This window comes from Streptomyces lydicus (genome assembly GCF_000717345.1).
Classification (GTDB): Bacteria; Actinomycetota; Actinomycetes; order Streptomycetales; family Streptomycetaceae; genus Streptomyces; species Streptomyces lydicus.
Map to the genome: position 1 here is coordinate 69,987 of NZ_JNZA01000017.1, position 13,582 is coordinate 83,568.

Annotated in this window: 14 protein-coding genes; 6 read left to right on the plus strand and 8 right to left on the minus strand. The window is 69.5% G+C overall.

Going from position 1 to position 13,582, the window contains the following annotated elements:
• The first annotated feature begins 21 nt into the window (after positions 1 to 21).
• On the plus strand, positions 22 to 825 hold the full coding sequence (locus OO62_RS18400; protein WP_033268618.1) for a DUF6461 domain-containing protein: 804 nt from the start codon (positions 22 to 24) through the stop codon (positions 823 to 825).
• A gap of 82 nt (positions 826 to 907) precedes the next feature.
• On the opposite strand, the gene OO62_RS41355 is transcribed toward OO62_RS18400, so the two are convergent.
• Both OO62_RS41355 and OO62_RS18410 read right to left on the minus strand, forming a co-directional pair.
• Complete coding sequence (locus tag OO62_RS41355) at positions 908 to 1,036, minus strand: hypothetical protein (RefSeq protein ID WP_266105123.1); 129 nt, start codon at positions 1,034 to 1,036, stop codon at positions 908 to 910.
• A gap of 98 nt (positions 1,037 to 1,134) precedes the next feature.
• Positions 1,135 to 1,707 carry a hypothetical protein gene (locus OO62_RS18410; RefSeq protein ID WP_129323026.1) on the minus strand — a complete coding sequence of 191 codons (573 nt, stop codon included), beginning with the start codon at positions 1,705 to 1,707 and terminating at the stop codon, positions 1,135 to 1,137.
• A gap of 172 nt (positions 1,708 to 1,879) precedes the next feature.
• On the opposite strand from OO62_RS18410, the gene OO62_RS18415 reads away from it, so the two are divergent.
• Positions 1,880 to 2,278: a DUF6234 family protein gene (locus OO62_RS18415; RefSeq protein WP_033268544.1), complete on the plus strand. Its 399-nt coding sequence runs from the start codon at positions 1,880 to 1,882 to the stop codon at positions 2,276 to 2,278.
• 490 nt (positions 2,279 to 2,768) lie between these two features.
• The gene (locus tag OO62_RS18420; protein ID WP_033268545.1) at positions 2,769 to 3,596 is read left to right on the plus strand and encodes an SCO6745 family protein; all 828 of its coding nucleotides are present in this window, start codon (positions 2,769 to 2,771) and stop codon (positions 3,594 to 3,596) included.
• Between the two features lie 284 nt (positions 3,597 to 3,880).
• Here OO62_RS18420 and OO62_RS18425 read toward each other — a convergent pair whose 3' ends face one another.
• A complete protein-coding gene (locus tag OO62_RS18425; RefSeq protein ID WP_033268546.1) occupies positions 3,881 to 4,798 on the minus strand; it encodes an RNA polymerase sigma-70 factor in 918 nt (305 codons plus the stop codon).
• Positions 4,795 to 5,988, minus strand: coding sequence for an NAD(P)/FAD-dependent oxidoreductase (locus tag OO62_RS18430; RefSeq protein WP_033268547.1), 1,194 nt, complete (start codon positions 5,986 to 5,988; stop codon positions 4,795 to 4,797). Before OO62_RS18430 ends, OO62_RS18425 begins: the two co-directional genes overlap by 4 nt.
• 572 nt (positions 5,989 to 6,560) lie before the next feature.
• Here OO62_RS18430 and OO62_RS18435 point away from each other — a divergent pair.
• Both OO62_RS18435 and OO62_RS18440 read left to right on the plus strand, forming a co-directional pair.
• Entirely contained in the window at positions 6,561 to 7,103 is a 543-nt protein-coding gene (locus OO62_RS18435; protein WP_228332387.1) for an SMI1/KNR4 family protein, read from the plus strand.
• 415 nt (positions 7,104 to 7,518) lie between these two features.
• The gene (locus OO62_RS18440) at positions 7,519 to 8,727 is read left to right on the plus strand and encodes an MFS transporter (protein WP_228332386.1); all 1,209 of its coding nucleotides are present in this window, start codon (positions 7,519 to 7,521) and stop codon (positions 8,725 to 8,727) included.
• A 198-nt stretch (positions 8,728 to 8,925) separates the two neighbouring features.
• On the opposite strand, the gene OO62_RS18445 is transcribed toward OO62_RS18440, so the two are convergent.
• From OO62_RS18445 to OO62_RS18455, 3 genes are read right to left on the minus strand one after another with little or no spacing between them, the layout of a single operon-like run.
• Complete coding sequence (locus tag OO62_RS18445; RefSeq protein ID WP_033268548.1) at positions 8,926 to 9,342, minus strand: arsenate reductase ArsC; 417 nt, start codon at positions 9,340 to 9,342, stop codon at positions 8,926 to 8,928.
• Positions 9,335 to 10,450: an ACR3 family arsenite efflux transporter gene (arsB, locus tag OO62_RS18450; protein ID WP_033268621.1), complete on the minus strand. Its 1,116-nt coding sequence runs from the start codon at positions 10,448 to 10,450 to the stop codon at positions 9,335 to 9,337. The genes OO62_RS18445 and arsB overlap by 8 nt, the downstream gene beginning before the upstream one ends.
• A gap of 8 nt (positions 10,451 to 10,458) precedes the next feature.
• Positions 10,459 to 10,860: an ArsR/SmtB family transcription factor gene (locus OO62_RS18455; RefSeq protein ID WP_033268549.1), complete on the minus strand. Its 402-nt coding sequence runs from the start codon at positions 10,858 to 10,860 to the stop codon at positions 10,459 to 10,461.
• Positions 10,861 to 10,939: 79 nt separating this feature from the next.
• Here OO62_RS18455 and OO62_RS18460 point away from each other — a divergent pair, with 79 nt between their 5' ends.
• Entirely contained in the window at positions 10,940 to 11,359 is a 420-nt protein-coding gene (locus tag OO62_RS18460; RefSeq protein WP_033268550.1) for an ArsI/CadI family heavy metal resistance metalloenzyme, read from the plus strand.
• A gap of 321 nt (positions 11,360 to 11,680) precedes the next feature.
• Here the strand turns inward: OO62_RS18460 and OO62_RS18465 are convergent, their stop codons facing one another.
• On the minus strand, positions 11,681 to 13,408 hold the full coding sequence (locus OO62_RS18465; RefSeq protein ID WP_033268622.1) for a hydroxysqualene dehydroxylase: 1,728 nt from the start codon (positions 13,406 to 13,408) through the stop codon (positions 11,681 to 11,683).
• Between the last annotated feature and the right edge of the window lie 174 nt (positions 13,409 to 13,582).

Sequence of the window (13,582 nt, forward strand, 5' to 3'; positions counted from 1 at the left end):
GTGGCGTACAGACTGTGGGGCATGACTTTGGTGACCGCACATGATTACGCCTGGATACGTTCCTCCCCGGTGTTCCGCCAGGCGCTGGAGGGCGGATACGGCCTGACCCTGGTACGGGGAGTGGTCCCCGGCGACGTACTGCGTGCGATGGGGGCGGAGCCGCAGGGCACTTGCACGGGGGTGGACGCCCTGATCGAGCAGCATCTGAACCAGCGTGGTGAGACGGACTACTGGGACGACTCTTTCATCGCGGGTGCATGCACGGTGCCGGGTACGGACGGCGACTGGACGCTCATCCTGCAGTTCGACGGCGGTGTCGGGATGCACTCGCGCTTCCTGGAGGCCCTGTCGGCGGGCGGGCGGGCCGTGACGCATTCCACCAACGGGGGCGCACCCATCGACCTGTTCCACTGGTACGAGGCCGGAGAGCTCCGGACCACTTTCGAAGGGCCCACCGCCAGGTATGGCAGCACTCCCGACGAACTGGTCCCCGTGATGCGTGAGATCGGGTTCGACCTGGCCGAGGACGAGGACAGCACCGGCCCGAGCAGCGACACCAAAGCGGCGGTCCTCGCCCTGACCGAGCGGCTGACCGGCGTACGACTCACGGAGGAACTCCTCAAGGACGCCGAGTATCACCTGGGGCACGTGCCGGAGGAGCCCGCCGAGGAGTGGACCAAGGTGGTCATCGACATCACCGACGCGCACGGGGAACGGTTCTACGCGGAAGTCACCCGCGAGGAGGCCGAGGCCGCTTCGGCCCGCGCCCGGGAGAAGGCCGAGGCGCCAATCGTCGTGCGCGGGCCCTCGTCGCCCGCTCCCTGACAGGCCATGCCGGAAGAACTCTGCCTCGCAAAATGGGCAGTTGACTGGTCTGAGGCCAAGCCGATCGTCGTTGTGGGTAGGGTCAGGAGACACGTACGTTGACTGCCGTGCGCATGGCGTCGGCCTGGTTCTGGTGGCCGCGAAGCCGGTACTTGCGCACGACATCGTCCAGGGCCTGGACCAGAGGGGAGAAGTCCTCCGACTCTGCCACCGCCGCCCTCCACCGGCCCGAATGCGCCAGGGCCCCGACCAGCAGGTGCGCGTGCGCCATCAGTTTTTGCCAGCCGATCGGGACTACGGGGCCGCGGCTCAGGTCAGTGCGGACTTCAGCGCCGAGGCAGCGTCTCCTGAACTGGCGGCAGGGATCTTCCAGCGGAAGGCGTCACCGTGGCCGTCGACATAGACGAGGGTGCCGCCCTTCTCGGAGTTGGTTATGTCGAAGGCGACGGTGTTTCTGCGGAAGGTGTGGGGCTGGACGGTAGGCCCGCCGTCATGGAAGCCGATGGGAGCGATCCTTGCCGCACCCTTGCTGTTTCCCGCCTTGACGGTGTGCCCGTTGGGAGCCTGCCAGCGGAAGCCTCCTTTGCTGGTCGCTGCCGTCACCTTGGTATCAGTCCGGTTCTCGGCGCTGAAGGCGACGACGGCGTAGAGACCGTGCTCCGGGGTGCCTGTGCTGGCCTTGTTGACGTAGACCACGGTGTCTGGAGTGATTCGCACAGCACCCTTCCCGCCGACGCCGACGGTATCGGCGCCCTGTCTCAAACTGAGCACAGTGCGCGGAGTCGGCTCGGGCTTGGCTTGGTCATTGCCATCGGTACAGGCGGTGAGAAGACCAAGGCACCAGACGGTGATGAGTGTGGTTGCTGTGCTGGTGTGGCGCATGATTCCTCCGAGCAGCCGCAGACGAAGCAGTCAAGGTTCCTTCCACAGCAGCATGTCAGCCAGATCATCCGGCCAGGGAGCAACGGGATAACGTGCTCCCACGACTCATCAGGCACGAGAGTTGAGTACGGGTGCTCATGCGCTTCACCACCAGGCGCGGCACCCTGCACCCATGACCGACACCGTTGCCGCCCGGGAACGCCGGCGCCCCTGGTCGCACAGAACACGCCTGGGCGTCGACCTCGCCCTCGCGATCCCGCTCTTCCTGGTGGAGACCGCGTGGCTCGTGCTGGACTGGATATACGGCCTTGGCCTGGAGGTATGGGCCGCGCAGGGTGACCGAGCACGGATCGACGCGGCCGGCCTCGCGCACATCGAGGGCGTACGGATGCTGCTGATCGCCGTACTCATCCTGGCAGTCCTCGCGGGAATCTTCCGTGCGCGCTGGACGGTGATCGCACACCTGCTGGTGGCCGTCCTGGCGGGCGGAGTACTGACGATCTCCCAGCTGGAATGGGCGCACAGCCACACCTCGTCACCCGCTTGCATCCGCTACAGCGCGAACTGCTGAAACAGCCGGACGCGAACCGCCACGTTGCTGCCTGCGGCAGCCAAACGGTTGCTGATCGGGCCGGAGCCGAACCACCCGAGAGGGACCCCAAGTCCAGCCCCGCTCGGCGACCGCCACGTGGACGTGCCGTACCTGCGTCCGAGCGGCGTCGTACCGGACCGGGAGTCGAGCCGATGACCTGCGTGCCGGACGCACTCTCTGCGTGTACCTCGGCGCGCCGAACGATCGGCGTCGGCCTGGGCATCACCCTGGCCCTGGCCAGCGCCATGACGGTGGCTGCCCCCGCCTGGCTCGGCAGCTGACGTAACCTCGGCGGAACGTCAATGTCGAGGTCACCTCCGCGCAGTCCCGCTGCCTACGCACCAGGAGCACGCTCCTGCCGAGTCCGCGGCTCGTGACCGCAGGCGGTCACCTCCGACTGCCCTGCCCAGGAGCTGATCTGACGGCTCGTGCTGCTCCACAGGGTGTGCCCGCTGGCATGATGTGGGCCATGACCCGCACCGCTCGCCGCATGTTCGAGCTCCTGGAGCCGATCTGCCTGGTCACCTACTTCGCCGACGAGTGCAACGAGGAGCTGGCCGCGCTCGGCCACCGCACTTACTGGGACGGCTACTTCGCCAGCCGGGCCGCGCCGCTGGGGCGGGTGCCGGCGCAGGTCGTGCACGCGGCCTTCTACAGCTTCGCCGACGGGGAGGTCGCGCGGCACATCCCGAGCGCGTGGGAGACGATCCCGCCCGAGGCGTCCGTCGCCGCGCGGGAGCGGGGCAGCGCGGCCTCCGTACGGCGGATCCTCGGCGACGAGCTGGCCGACTCCCCGGGCCTGGTGCGCGCCGCCGACCTGACCACCAAAGCCGCGACGAATGCGCCCATGGAAGGCCGGGTGATGTACGCCGGGATGCGCTCCCTTCCGGTGCCGAGCGATCCGGTCGCCCGGCTGTGGCATTCCGCGACCATGCTGCGCGAGCACCGCGCTGACGGGCACGTCGCCGCCCTCGTCGGCGCGCGCATCGGCGGCACGGAGGCTCACGTGCTCTCCGCGCTGGAGATGGGCATCCACCCGCCGGAGTCGTTCGGGCGGATCCATCACCTGCCGAAGGAGCGGCTGGCCGCGGTCATGGACGGCTTGCGCGAGCGCGGGCTCGTCGACACCGACGGCCGGTTCACCGACGCCGGCCGTGAGACCAAGCAGCGCATCGAAGCCCTCACCGACGAGCTCGCGGCCCCGCCGTACGACGCCCTGTCTCCCGCCGAGCTCGACGAGCTGGTCGCCGAGCTCGAACCCATCACCGCGACGTTGGTGGCCGCGGGGTCGCAGTGACGAGAAGCGACTGACGGGGCGAGGAGTCCGCCGGCCGGTATGGCGACTTGTCGACGAGCCGTGCGATCTCGTCGCGGCCATGGTCCGGCCCGGCACCCGCGCTCGTCGGCGGTCACGACTACCGAGCCCGGCGGCAACAGGCAAGGCAGGCAGCCGCTCGGCAGACGTGGATCATGACGGCCTCAGCCTGCCGCATCCGCTTCCACCTGGGCCCGGGCCGTGCTGCGGCAGCGGGCCCGGGCGCTCACGGGGATTCCGGAGGGCGGCCACAACGACCGAACAGTTCACGAGAGGTCGTGCCGGGCGCCGTCGGCGACGGCGTGGAGCTTGTCGGGGTTGGCCACGTTGTGGATGGTCGAGATGCGGCCCTCCGGGTCGAAGTCGAAGGTCAGCGTGGCGACCACGCGGTCCGGGCCGCGGAAGACCACGCCCGGGCCGCCGTTGATCCAGGTGAGCTCTGCCCGCATCTGCCCGGGCTCGATGCCCTGGTAGGTCACGGTGCCGAGCCCGGCGAACCAACGGGCCACGGTCTCCAGGCCGACGACCGGTTTGAGGGCCTGGCGGACCTTGCCGCCGCCATCGGTCCACAGCGTCACGTCCGGGGAGAGCAGCTCCATGAGGGTGTTGATGTCGCCGCCCGTAGTTGCCGCGAAGAAGCGCTCGGTGACCTCGCGTTGGCGGGCGCGGTCCGCGGTGAAACGGGGTCGGCGGGCCTGGACGTGCCCGCGGGCGCGGTGCGCGGCCTGCCGGACCGCCGGCTCCGAGCGTTCCACCGCCTCCGCGATCTCCGCGTAGCTGAAGGCGAAGACCTCCTTCAGCACGAAGACCGCGCGCTCCAGGGGGCTCAGCGTCTCCAGGACGACCAGCAGGGCCATGGAGACCGAGTCCGCCGCGGCGACGCCGTCGGCGGTGTCCGGGCCGGTCAGGATCGGCTCGGGGAGCCATGGCCCGACGTAGGTCTCACGCTGGTGGCGGGTCGAACGCAGCCGCTCCATCGCCAGGTTGGAGACGATCCGGGTCAGATATGCCTTGGGGTCGGCGACCTGTGAACGGTCAGCCGCCGACCACTTGAGCCAGGCATCCTGGACCACGTCCTCGGCGTCGGCGGCGGTGCCGAGGAGGCGGTAGGCGACGGAGAAGAGCAGGGTGCGGTACTGCTGGAAGGCGAGCTGGTCGGGGCCGGCCTGCTGCGGCTGGGTCACTTGGCGCTCCGAATCCGGGTGTAGCGGCCGCCGTGCGGCCAGAACGCGCCCGAGGCGGGCATCTTCTTCATGCGGGCGAAGGTCGGCCACGGCGCGGCGGTGACCGTCTCCTTGTACTTCGCGGCCCGCTTGCCGGTCAGCACGATCCGGCGCGGGCTGTCGTCGGGGTGGGTGAACTGCACGACGGCGTCGTTCCGGCCCAGGCTGACGGGCGTGTGGTAGTAGCCGAAGCGGAAGGGCTTGGGCTCCTTACCGGCCAGTACCCGCAGGATCGAGAGGGCCGCGTGCACGCCCGTGGGCATGCCGCCCTGGCAGGTCCCGTGCATCACGCCGTAGCCCTGACGGATCGCCGCCGCATCGCCCACGGCGTAGACGTCCGGGTGGGAGACCGAGCGCAGTGCGCTGTCGGTGACCACCCGGCCGCGCTCGTCGACGGTCAGGCCCGCGGCGCCGGCCAGCGGCGAGACGCGGGTGCCGCTGGTCCACAGCACCGCGGCCACCGGGATGCTGGAGCCGTCCGCGAGCTCGACGCTGTCCGGCAGCACCTTGGCCACCTCGACGCCGCTGCGCACCCGCACGCCGAGCCGGGCGAGCGCCGAGTCCAGGTGGGCCTTGGCCTTCGGGTGCATGCTCGCGCCCGGCTCCTGCCGGCCCAGCAGCACGACCTGGAGCCCCGGGTGCCGCTCGGCGATCTCCGCGGCGGCCTCGACGCCGGTGAGGCCGCTGCCGCCGACCACGACGGTCCCGCCGTCGAGCCGGGTCAGCCGGTCGGCGAGGAGGGCGGCGTCCTCCGGGCTGTTGAGGGTGTAGGCGTGGTCGTCCACCCCGGGGACGGCCGCGGTGTTCGCGATGCTGCCCAGGCCGTAGACCAGGGTGTCGTAGCGCAGGACCCGGTCGTCGTCGATCCGGACGGTCTTCGCCTCGGCGTCCACGGCGGTGACCCAGCCGCGGACGAAGCCGGCGCCGGTGCCGTCCAGCAACTCCGGGATGTTCATCTCGGCCGTCTCCTGGCCGGTGGCAGTCATGTGCAGTCGGAGCCGCTCGGTGAAGGTGTCGTAGGGGTTGACCAGCGTCACTCGCAGGTTCCCGCGCTTCCTGGTGCGGGCCGCGAGCTGGATCGCGGCGGAGAGCCCGGCGTAGCCGGCACCCAGGACCAGGACCTCGTGCTGCTGCGCTGCTGTCCCGTTCATCGCTCTGCTGCCTCTTTCGTGTTGATCGTTCCCGCTGTGCGGACGACCACCAGACGCAAGCTGCCCTTCCGTTCGTGACGTGGGGCCGATGTGACCCGCGTCACCTCGCGAAGGCGTAGCGGCGCGCGCGGCATGAGCCCCCCGAGCACCGCGACGCGCAGCATTCAACCATGATCGACTGATCGACCGGCTTCGCACGGAAACTGACGGAACACCAGAGCCCCACGACAGCGGCAGGGCCCGATGCTTGCATGCCCCCGCGAGCACGGCCGCCTTTACGCCGACTGTCCGGGCGGTGGCCGACAGGCTCCTGGACCCGCTTGGCGGCAACCCGCACACGATCAGAAACTCCGGCTCGGCCGGTCACCGAAGCCGGCGGCACCTGGAGCCGGTCCGCGCCCGGCGATCACTCTCGATGAAACTCAGAGCGCCATTCACCTGAGCTGCGCAGAAGTCCATAACTACAGCCACGCCACCGGATACGCGAACAGCATCACCATGCTCGACTGCACCGAGGGCGAAGTATTGTTCGACACCGTCCTGGTCCAGAACACCGCGGAGTGGCAGACGACATGCTGAGGGTCGAAGAGTTGGAGGCCGTGTTTCCGGCGATCACGCCGTGGCGGGTGGCGGCGGGCCGCAGCGTGGACTGGGCTGCCCTCGAGGCGGCCCTCGGGACGGCGCTGCCCTCGGACTTCCGCTCTCTGGCGGAGGCGTATCCGGTCCTGGTCGTCGACGACTTCCTCATGGTGTCCTCTCCGACGCCCGGTGCCGAGGCGTTGTGGGGATCCGCGCGCCGGGAGGACGAGATCCTTCAGGATCTGTACGAGATGGGCGATACCGAGGGCTACGTCCCCTTCCCGCAGCCGGGGGGCCTCATCTCCTGGGCGGAGTCCAATTCGGGGGACTCGTTCTACTGGAGGACGGGCCCCGCGGACCCGGACGCATGGCCGGTGGTCGTCCGCGGAGACAACGGCGACTGGTCGGAGTTCCCGGTCGGTGCCGTCGAGTTCCTGGCCGGCGTGTACGGGCGCACCATCGACGTGCCGGGCATGCCCAAAGGCTTCCCCAGCGACGACCCGAAGGTGCTGGGCCTGAGCGACCGCATCGACTGACCGGCACCTGAACCGCAGGCACATGCACCACATCGCCATCGCCGGATAGACAGACCGGGCTGCCAGAGCGCCTGGCTGCCCGCACCGATCCGGAGATCATTTACGGGACAGCCCTTAGTAGAGGGGGTTGGTGGCGAAATGGCAGAAGGAGCGAATGGCCGCGGAATACGAGCGGAGCGTCGAGCGCTTCCGAATACACAAGGAGCGCACGCAATGAGCGCACGTCACCGAGCCATTCGTCCACCATGGCCGGCGTCCACTGCCAGTGAATTCGGTTGTGGCGGGCCCGGTGAGCCGGTGAGGTGCTCCTATGGACGGTGCCAAAGCGCAGGCGCAACGGGCGAGGGCAGAAAGTGCCCGTAGGGTCACGCCGCGACCGGCTCCATGGCACAGGTCGGCGGTGCTCGTAGCCCTCATGCTGGCTGCCTTCACCTTCAACACTGCGGAGAACCTGCCGGTCGGGCTCCTGGAGCTCATCTCCCAAAGCCTGCGGGTGTCCGTGTCGGCGGTCGGCCTCTTGGTCACCGGTTACGGCGTGATGGTGGCCGTCGCGTCTCTGCCGCTCGCCCACGTCACGCGGGCCGTCCCCCGACGTCATGTGCTCACGGCACTGCTGGCCGCGCTCGTTGTGTCCAGTCTGGTCGCGGCGCTGGCCACGTCCTATGGCTTGCTCCTCGTGGCGCGGCTGCTGACCGCGCTCGCCCAGGCGCTGTTCTGGGCCGTGATGGGACCGGTCGCGGTGGGGCTGTTCGCGCCCGAGGTCCGTGGGCGCGTGGTCGGGGCGCTGTCCGTCGCCGGTTCGCTCGCCCTTGTGCTCGGTGTTCCCGCGGGGACCTGGCTGGGGCAGCAGAGCCACTGGCAGGTGCCGGTCGCCGTGCTCGCGGGTCTGGGGCTCATCTCACTCGTGACGATTGCCGTTCTGCTGCCGACCTCGCGTCCGGAAGAAGAGCATGCCGCCTACGGAACCAGTCCCGACGCCCGCCGGTTCGGGACCGTGCTGGCGGCCGGGGCCCTGTCCGCCACTGGCGCGTTCGCGGGATACACCTACATCGTGACGTTCCTGGGCGACGTGAGCGGGTTCTCCCCGAGCACGGTCAGCGCCCTGTTCGTGGTTTTCGGTGTTGCGTGTCTGGCCGGGGTGAGCATCACCGGGGTACTGCTGGATCGCGTTCCGCACGCCGCGCTGACCACTGCCGTGGCCACGCAGGCGGTGGGCATGCTCGGCTTGTACGCGGCCGGTGCCCGCCCGGTGGCGGCGGTGGTGTTCCTGGTGCTGATGGGCGGTGCACTGGGGCCGGTGTTCATGACCACCCAGAACGAGATGCTGCATTGCGCACCGGGCCGTACGGATATCGCCCTCGCGGCGAACTCCGGCGCGTACAACGCCGGTATCGCGGCGGGCGCCGCGCTCGGGGGAGTGGTCCTGCAACTCGCCGACGTGCGGGGCGCGTTCCTCGTCGGCGGGCTGCTGACCGTCGGCGCCTGCGCGGTGCTGCTCGGCGGGCGGCTGCTGCCTGGGGCGCCACTTCGCGCTCCTGCGGCCAGCTCTCGGTTGACGGCCTGCGCTGACGAGACCGGCCTTACGTCCCTTAGTCAGGCACACCCATCTGACCTGGGCAGATAGGTGCGGAGTCCCGATGCCCCCACCCGTGCACCTTTTGCAGAGACGGTGTGGCTGCCGCCACCCGGCACAACAGGCGTCGTGCCCTCGCCGGATCGGGTGAGCGGGCGGGCCCGGCGCGGTGTTGCGAGTGGTGGGCGGCAGAAGCTCGCGTTCGGAGTGAACGCATCAATCCGGACGCGAGCGACCTGATCCGTCGAGTCAGGTCCGGGCGGGCCGCACGTCTTTCAGCAAGCCGTGGATTCGTCGTTCGATCTCGTCGCGGATCGGCCGGACGGCGTCGACTCCTTGGCCTGCGGGGTCGTCCAGCGTCCAGTCGAGGTACTGCTTGCCGGGGAAGATGGGGCAGGCGTCGCCGCAGCCCATGGTGATCACCACGTCGGAGGAACGTACGGCCTCGGTGGTCAAGATCTTCGGGGTCTGAGCGGACAGGTCGATGCCGACTTCGGCCATCGCCTCGACGACGGCCGGGTTGACGGTGTCAGCGGGGGCGGATCCGGCGGAGCGGACCTCGACCTGGTCGCCGCCGAGGTGGGTGAGGAAGGCGGCGGCCATCTGGGAGCGTCCGGCGTTATGGACGCAGACGAACAGCACGGACGGCTTGGGGGCGTCAGTCACGGGCGGGCTCCTTGAGGTCGGCCGGCGTTGCGGCCGGGACGGAGGCGGCGTCGGGGAAGAGCCGGCGGGCGGCCAGGGCGACATAGACCAGGCCGATCAGCACCGGGACCTCGATGAGGGGGCCGACGACGCCTGCCAGGGCCTGGCCGGATGTCGCGCCGAAGGTCGCGATGGCGACGGCGATGGCGAGTTCGAAGTTGTTGCCGGCCGCGGTGAACGCCAGCGTCGTCGCCCGCGGGTAGTTCAGGCCGACGGCCCTGCCCAGGGCCATGGAGCCGGCCCACATGACGGCGAAGTAGACCAGCAGCGGCAGTGCGATCCGCGCGACGTCCAGCGGGCGGGAGGTGATCGCGTCTCCCTGGAGGGCGAAGAGCACGACGATGGTGAACAGCAGTCCCCACAGGGCGAACGGCCCGATGCGGGGGATCAGCTTCGTCTCGTACCAGGTGCGGCCCTTGGCCTTCTCGCCCAGGCGGCGGGTGAGGAACCCGGCGGCCAGGGGGATGCCGAGGAAGATCAGCACGCTGCGGGCGATCTCCCAGACCGACACGTTCAGACCGGTCTGTTCCAGGCCCAGCCAGCCGGGCAGGACGGAGAGATAGAACCAGCCCAGCAGGCTGAAGGCCAGGACCTGGAAGACGGAGTTCAGGGCGACCAGGACAGCGGCGGCTTCACGGTCGCCGCAGGCCAGGTCGTTCCAGATGATGACCATGGCGATGCAGCGGGCCAGCCCGACGATGATCAGCCCGGTCCGGTACTCCGGCAGGTCGGGCAGGAAGATCCACGCGAGCGCGAACATCACGGCGGGGCCGAGGATCCAGTTGATCGCCAGAGAGGGGATCAGCAGGCGGCGGTCACGGGTGACGGTGTCCAGACGGTCGTAGCGGACCTTGGCCAGCACCGGATACATCATCACCAGCAGGCCCAGCGCGATCGGCAGCGAGACGCCGGTGACCGTCACCTTCGCCAGCGCGTCCCCCAGCCCCGGCACCGCGCGGCCCAGGCCGAGGCCCGCGGCCATGGCCAGCAGGATCCACACGGCCAGGAAGCGGTCCAGGAACGACAAGCGGGCGGCGACCGGCGCCGCAGTCGCGGGCTCAGCCATCATCTCCGCGGTCATGAGGCGGCCCCCGCGGGCGTCTCAACGGCCAGGGGGAGCGGCTCTCCGGCGGGGCGGGTCAGGATGCCGGCCAGCCGGTCGGTCATCTCGGGCAGCAGTCGGTAATACACCCATGTCCCGCGGCGTTCGGAGTCGATCAGTCCGGCCTGCTTCAGGAGCTTGAGGTGGTGGGAGATCGTCGGCTGAGACAGGTCGAAAGCAGGCGTCAGGTCACACACGCACACCTCGCCGCCGGCCCGAGAGGCGATCATCGACAGCAGCCGCAGCCGCACCGGGTCCCCGAGGGCTTTGAAGACCTTCGCCAGTTCGGTGGCCTGATCCTCATCCAGCGGCGCGGTCAGCAGACCCGGGCAGCAGGCATCGGTCTGGCCGAGCACCTCAAGCTCTTGTTTCGACATGCCTCTATGTTGACGAACTTCGATGCAGGGCGCAAGCTTGCATCGATGAACATCAATGCAACGAGATGGGGAGACCGCCATGTCTCGCGTTCAGCTCGCTCTCAACGTCCCCGACCTCGACGCTTCGGTGGAGTTCTACGCCAAGCTGTTCGGCGTGGAGCCGGCCAAGCGTCGCCCCGGATACGCCAACTTCGCCGTCGCCGAGCCGCCGCTGAAGCTCGTCCTGATCGCAGGGGAGGCCGGCCAGGAGACCCGCCTGGACCACCTCGGTGTCGAGGTCGCCTCCACCGAGCAGGTCACCGCCGCCACCGACCGCCTCAAAGAAGCGGGCCTGGCGACCTTCGAGGAGAACGACACCTCCTGCTGCTACGCCCTCCAGGACAAGGTCTGGGTCCACGGCCCCGGCAAGGAACCCTGGGAGGTCTACGTCGTGAAGGCCGACGCAGACCAGATGGGCAAGCCTCCCGCCTTGGAGGGTGAAGCCTGCTGCAGTAGCTGACGCCACCGTCGCCCTGCGGCTCGAAGGCTTCACGGGCACCTTGGCCATGGTCGGTGAGGAACTGCGCCCGCCGTACGCCCGCCACCGCTCTCGAAGCACGTGCTGGCCGGCACGCTGGAACCGCACAAGACCACCCTGCGGCAGGACACCGATCTGCAACGACTGCGGATGAACCTGAAACTGGGCTGCCGCGCCACCCACCTGGACCCGGCGGCCTGCACCGTCACACTGGCCGACGGTGACCGGCTGCACTACGACGGCCTGATCATCGCCACCGGGCTGGGCTGGCCGGTGTGCATGTGCTGCGCACCCTCGACGAGGCTACCCACGGTCGAAGAGATTGGGCAGGCCGGACCGGTACCTGATCTCGTCGAGCTTGTGGAGGAAGGCCAGCTCGGGAGGACGGTGGAGTCGCCGGACCTGGCAGCGGGGTGCGGTCGAACCGGCCGTGTCCAGCAGGGCGTTGACCGCTCGCCGCGCAGATTCGTTGGCGCCCTCCATCGTCGCGAGGTCGATGTCGGTGGCGACGTAGTCGCCGGCCAGGAACAGGTTCGGCGCCGCCGTTCGGCTCGACGGTCGGTCGTACCAGGTGCCCACGGGGTGGATGAGCAGCTGCTCACGGTTGGACGGTGCAGGCCCGCCGAGGCCGGTCACCGCCGGGTCCATGAACCACGAGTGCAGGTCCGCGTCGGCGAGCACCTGCCGCCCGGCGCCGTTCAACCCGGCCTTGAGCTGCGCCCAGACCTCCCGGCGAACCTCGTCCGGGGTGCACTTGAGCCCGGGCCTTCCGTACAGGATCCCCGGCCTGTCCCATGCGGAGATGTCCACGGAGAGACAGTCGGCCACCTCCCCGTCCCCGTAGGTCGAACGGAAGTCACGCCCCTTCCAGAACTGCGCCTGGCTGACCGAGGTGAGTGCCCACGGCGAGTCCACGTGGATCACGTGCCCGTGCACGAGGGGTGTGCGGGTGCGCAGATAGAACTGCACGCCCACCATCCAGGCCGTCCGGAGCCGGTCGCAACGTTCGAGCTGGGGGTCGGCAGCGCGGAGATCGGCGCCCCAGCCGGCGCGGGCGTCCTGGACGGGCATGGCGCTGAGGTAGTGGTCGGCGGCCACGGTACGGCCCGCCGCGGCGCTGGTGGACCTCACCCTGACACCGGTGATCCGGCCGCCGTCGTAAACGAGCTCCTCGACCGCGGTGCCTAACTCGAACTCGACGCCGAGGCTGCGCAGGTGGAGCTCCCAGGGCGTGATCCACGCCTCGCTGGTCGGCGCGTTGAGCACCCGGTCGATCTCACCGTCGTTGCCGCGACCGAGCAGGTTGTAGACGAACGCCTGGATGAGGCGGGCGACGGTGCGCGTGCTCGCGACCTCGGCTTGGACGGCGACGAGGTCCCGGGTGATCCCGACGCCGAGCAGCTGCTGATACTCCCGTGACATGGCGTCGGCGTTGATGAATGTCCACCAAGGCACCCTCTCCCACTGCTCGATCCGCCGGACTTCGCAGCTGGTGAGGTGGACGAGCAGGCGGCCGAGGAAGTGAGCGACCTCGGTGGGCGGCAGGTCCAGCGAGGTGTCCAGGAGCCCGATCAGGCTTTCCACCAGGGTGCCGGGCAGCAGCGACCCCGGAACGGGTAACGACAACAGCCTCCGGACCGGAAACCGCAAGTTCGGACGGCCACCGAACCGTGCCACGAGGCACTCGGGGGCGTTCACCAGATTTCCGTGGACGCTGCCCGACTTGTTCGGGTACGGGATGCGGCGCAGCGTGTCCGGGAGATTGCGATAGAACCCCGGGAAGAAGCGGAAGCCGTGCTCGCCGGGCAGCGGGAGACGTCCCCCGGTGCCGGTGCCCGGGACGCCCATGCTGCGGGCCTTGCCGCCCAGCGTGTCGTTGCGTTCGTACACCGTGACGCGGTAACCGCGTTCGGCGAGTTCATGTGCCGCGGTCAGCCCCGCGACGCCGCCGCCCAGCACCGCCACCGACCCGAGATCACGGCCCTTGGACACAGCGGTGCTCCTCGTCGTCGTTGTTGCCGGCGCGCTCATGGGCTCGGCCATCGACGGACACTCAGCCGAAGCAACCACGAGTGGCAACAGCCATGAGTGCAAGTCGGTCTGATCCTGGACCATCTGGGCATCTGCGAAACCAGGGCGATCGGGCCACCGGCCTGTTGCGTCAGGCCACCGCGAGCGCGGCCGCCGCGTGATTCTTTATCGCCC

What these genes read in the sequence shown, in the direction of transcription:
- OO62_RS18400 (WP_033268618.1), top strand. Translation starts at nt 22, where the DNA reads ATGACTTTGGTGACCGCACATGATTACGCCTGGATACGTTCCTCCCCG.
- OO62_RS18410 (WP_129323026.1), bottom strand. Translation starts at nt 1,707, where the DNA reads ATGCGCCACACCAGCACAGCAACCACACTCATCACCGTCTGGTGCCTT.
- OO62_RS18415 (WP_033268544.1), top strand. Translation starts at nt 1,880, where the DNA reads ATGACCGACACCGTTGCCGCCCGGGAACGCCGGCGCCCCTGGTCGCAC.
- OO62_RS18420 (WP_033268545.1), top strand. Translation starts at nt 2,769, where the DNA reads ATGACCCGCACCGCTCGCCGCATGTTCGAGCTCCTGGAGCCGATCTGC.
- OO62_RS18430 (WP_033268547.1), bottom strand. Translation starts at nt 5,988, where the DNA reads ATGAACGGGACAGCAGCGCAGCAGCACGAGGTCCTGGTCCTGGGTGCC.
- OO62_RS18435 (WP_228332387.1), top strand. Translation starts at nt 6,561, where the DNA reads ATGCTGAGGGTCGAAGAGTTGGAGGCCGTGTTTCCGGCGATCACGCCG.
- OO62_RS18440 (WP_228332386.1), top strand. Translation starts at nt 7,519, where the DNA reads ATGCTGGCTGCCTTCACCTTCAACACTGCGGAGAACCTGCCGGTCGGG.
- arsB (WP_033268621.1), bottom strand. Translation starts at nt 10,450, where the DNA reads ATGATGGCTGAGCCCGCGACTGCGGCGCCGGTCGCCGCCCGCTTGTCG.
- OO62_RS18455 (WP_033268549.1), bottom strand. Translation starts at nt 10,860, where the DNA reads ATGTCGAAACAAGAGCTTGAGGTGCTCGGCCAGACCGATGCCTGCTGC.
- OO62_RS18460 (WP_033268550.1), top strand. Translation starts at nt 10,940, where the DNA reads ATGTCTCGCGTTCAGCTCGCTCTCAACGTCCCCGACCTCGACGCTTCG.
- OO62_RS18465 (WP_033268622.1), bottom strand. Translation starts at nt 13,408, where the DNA reads ATGAGCGCGCCGGCAACAACGACGACGAGGAGCACCGCTGTGTCCAAG.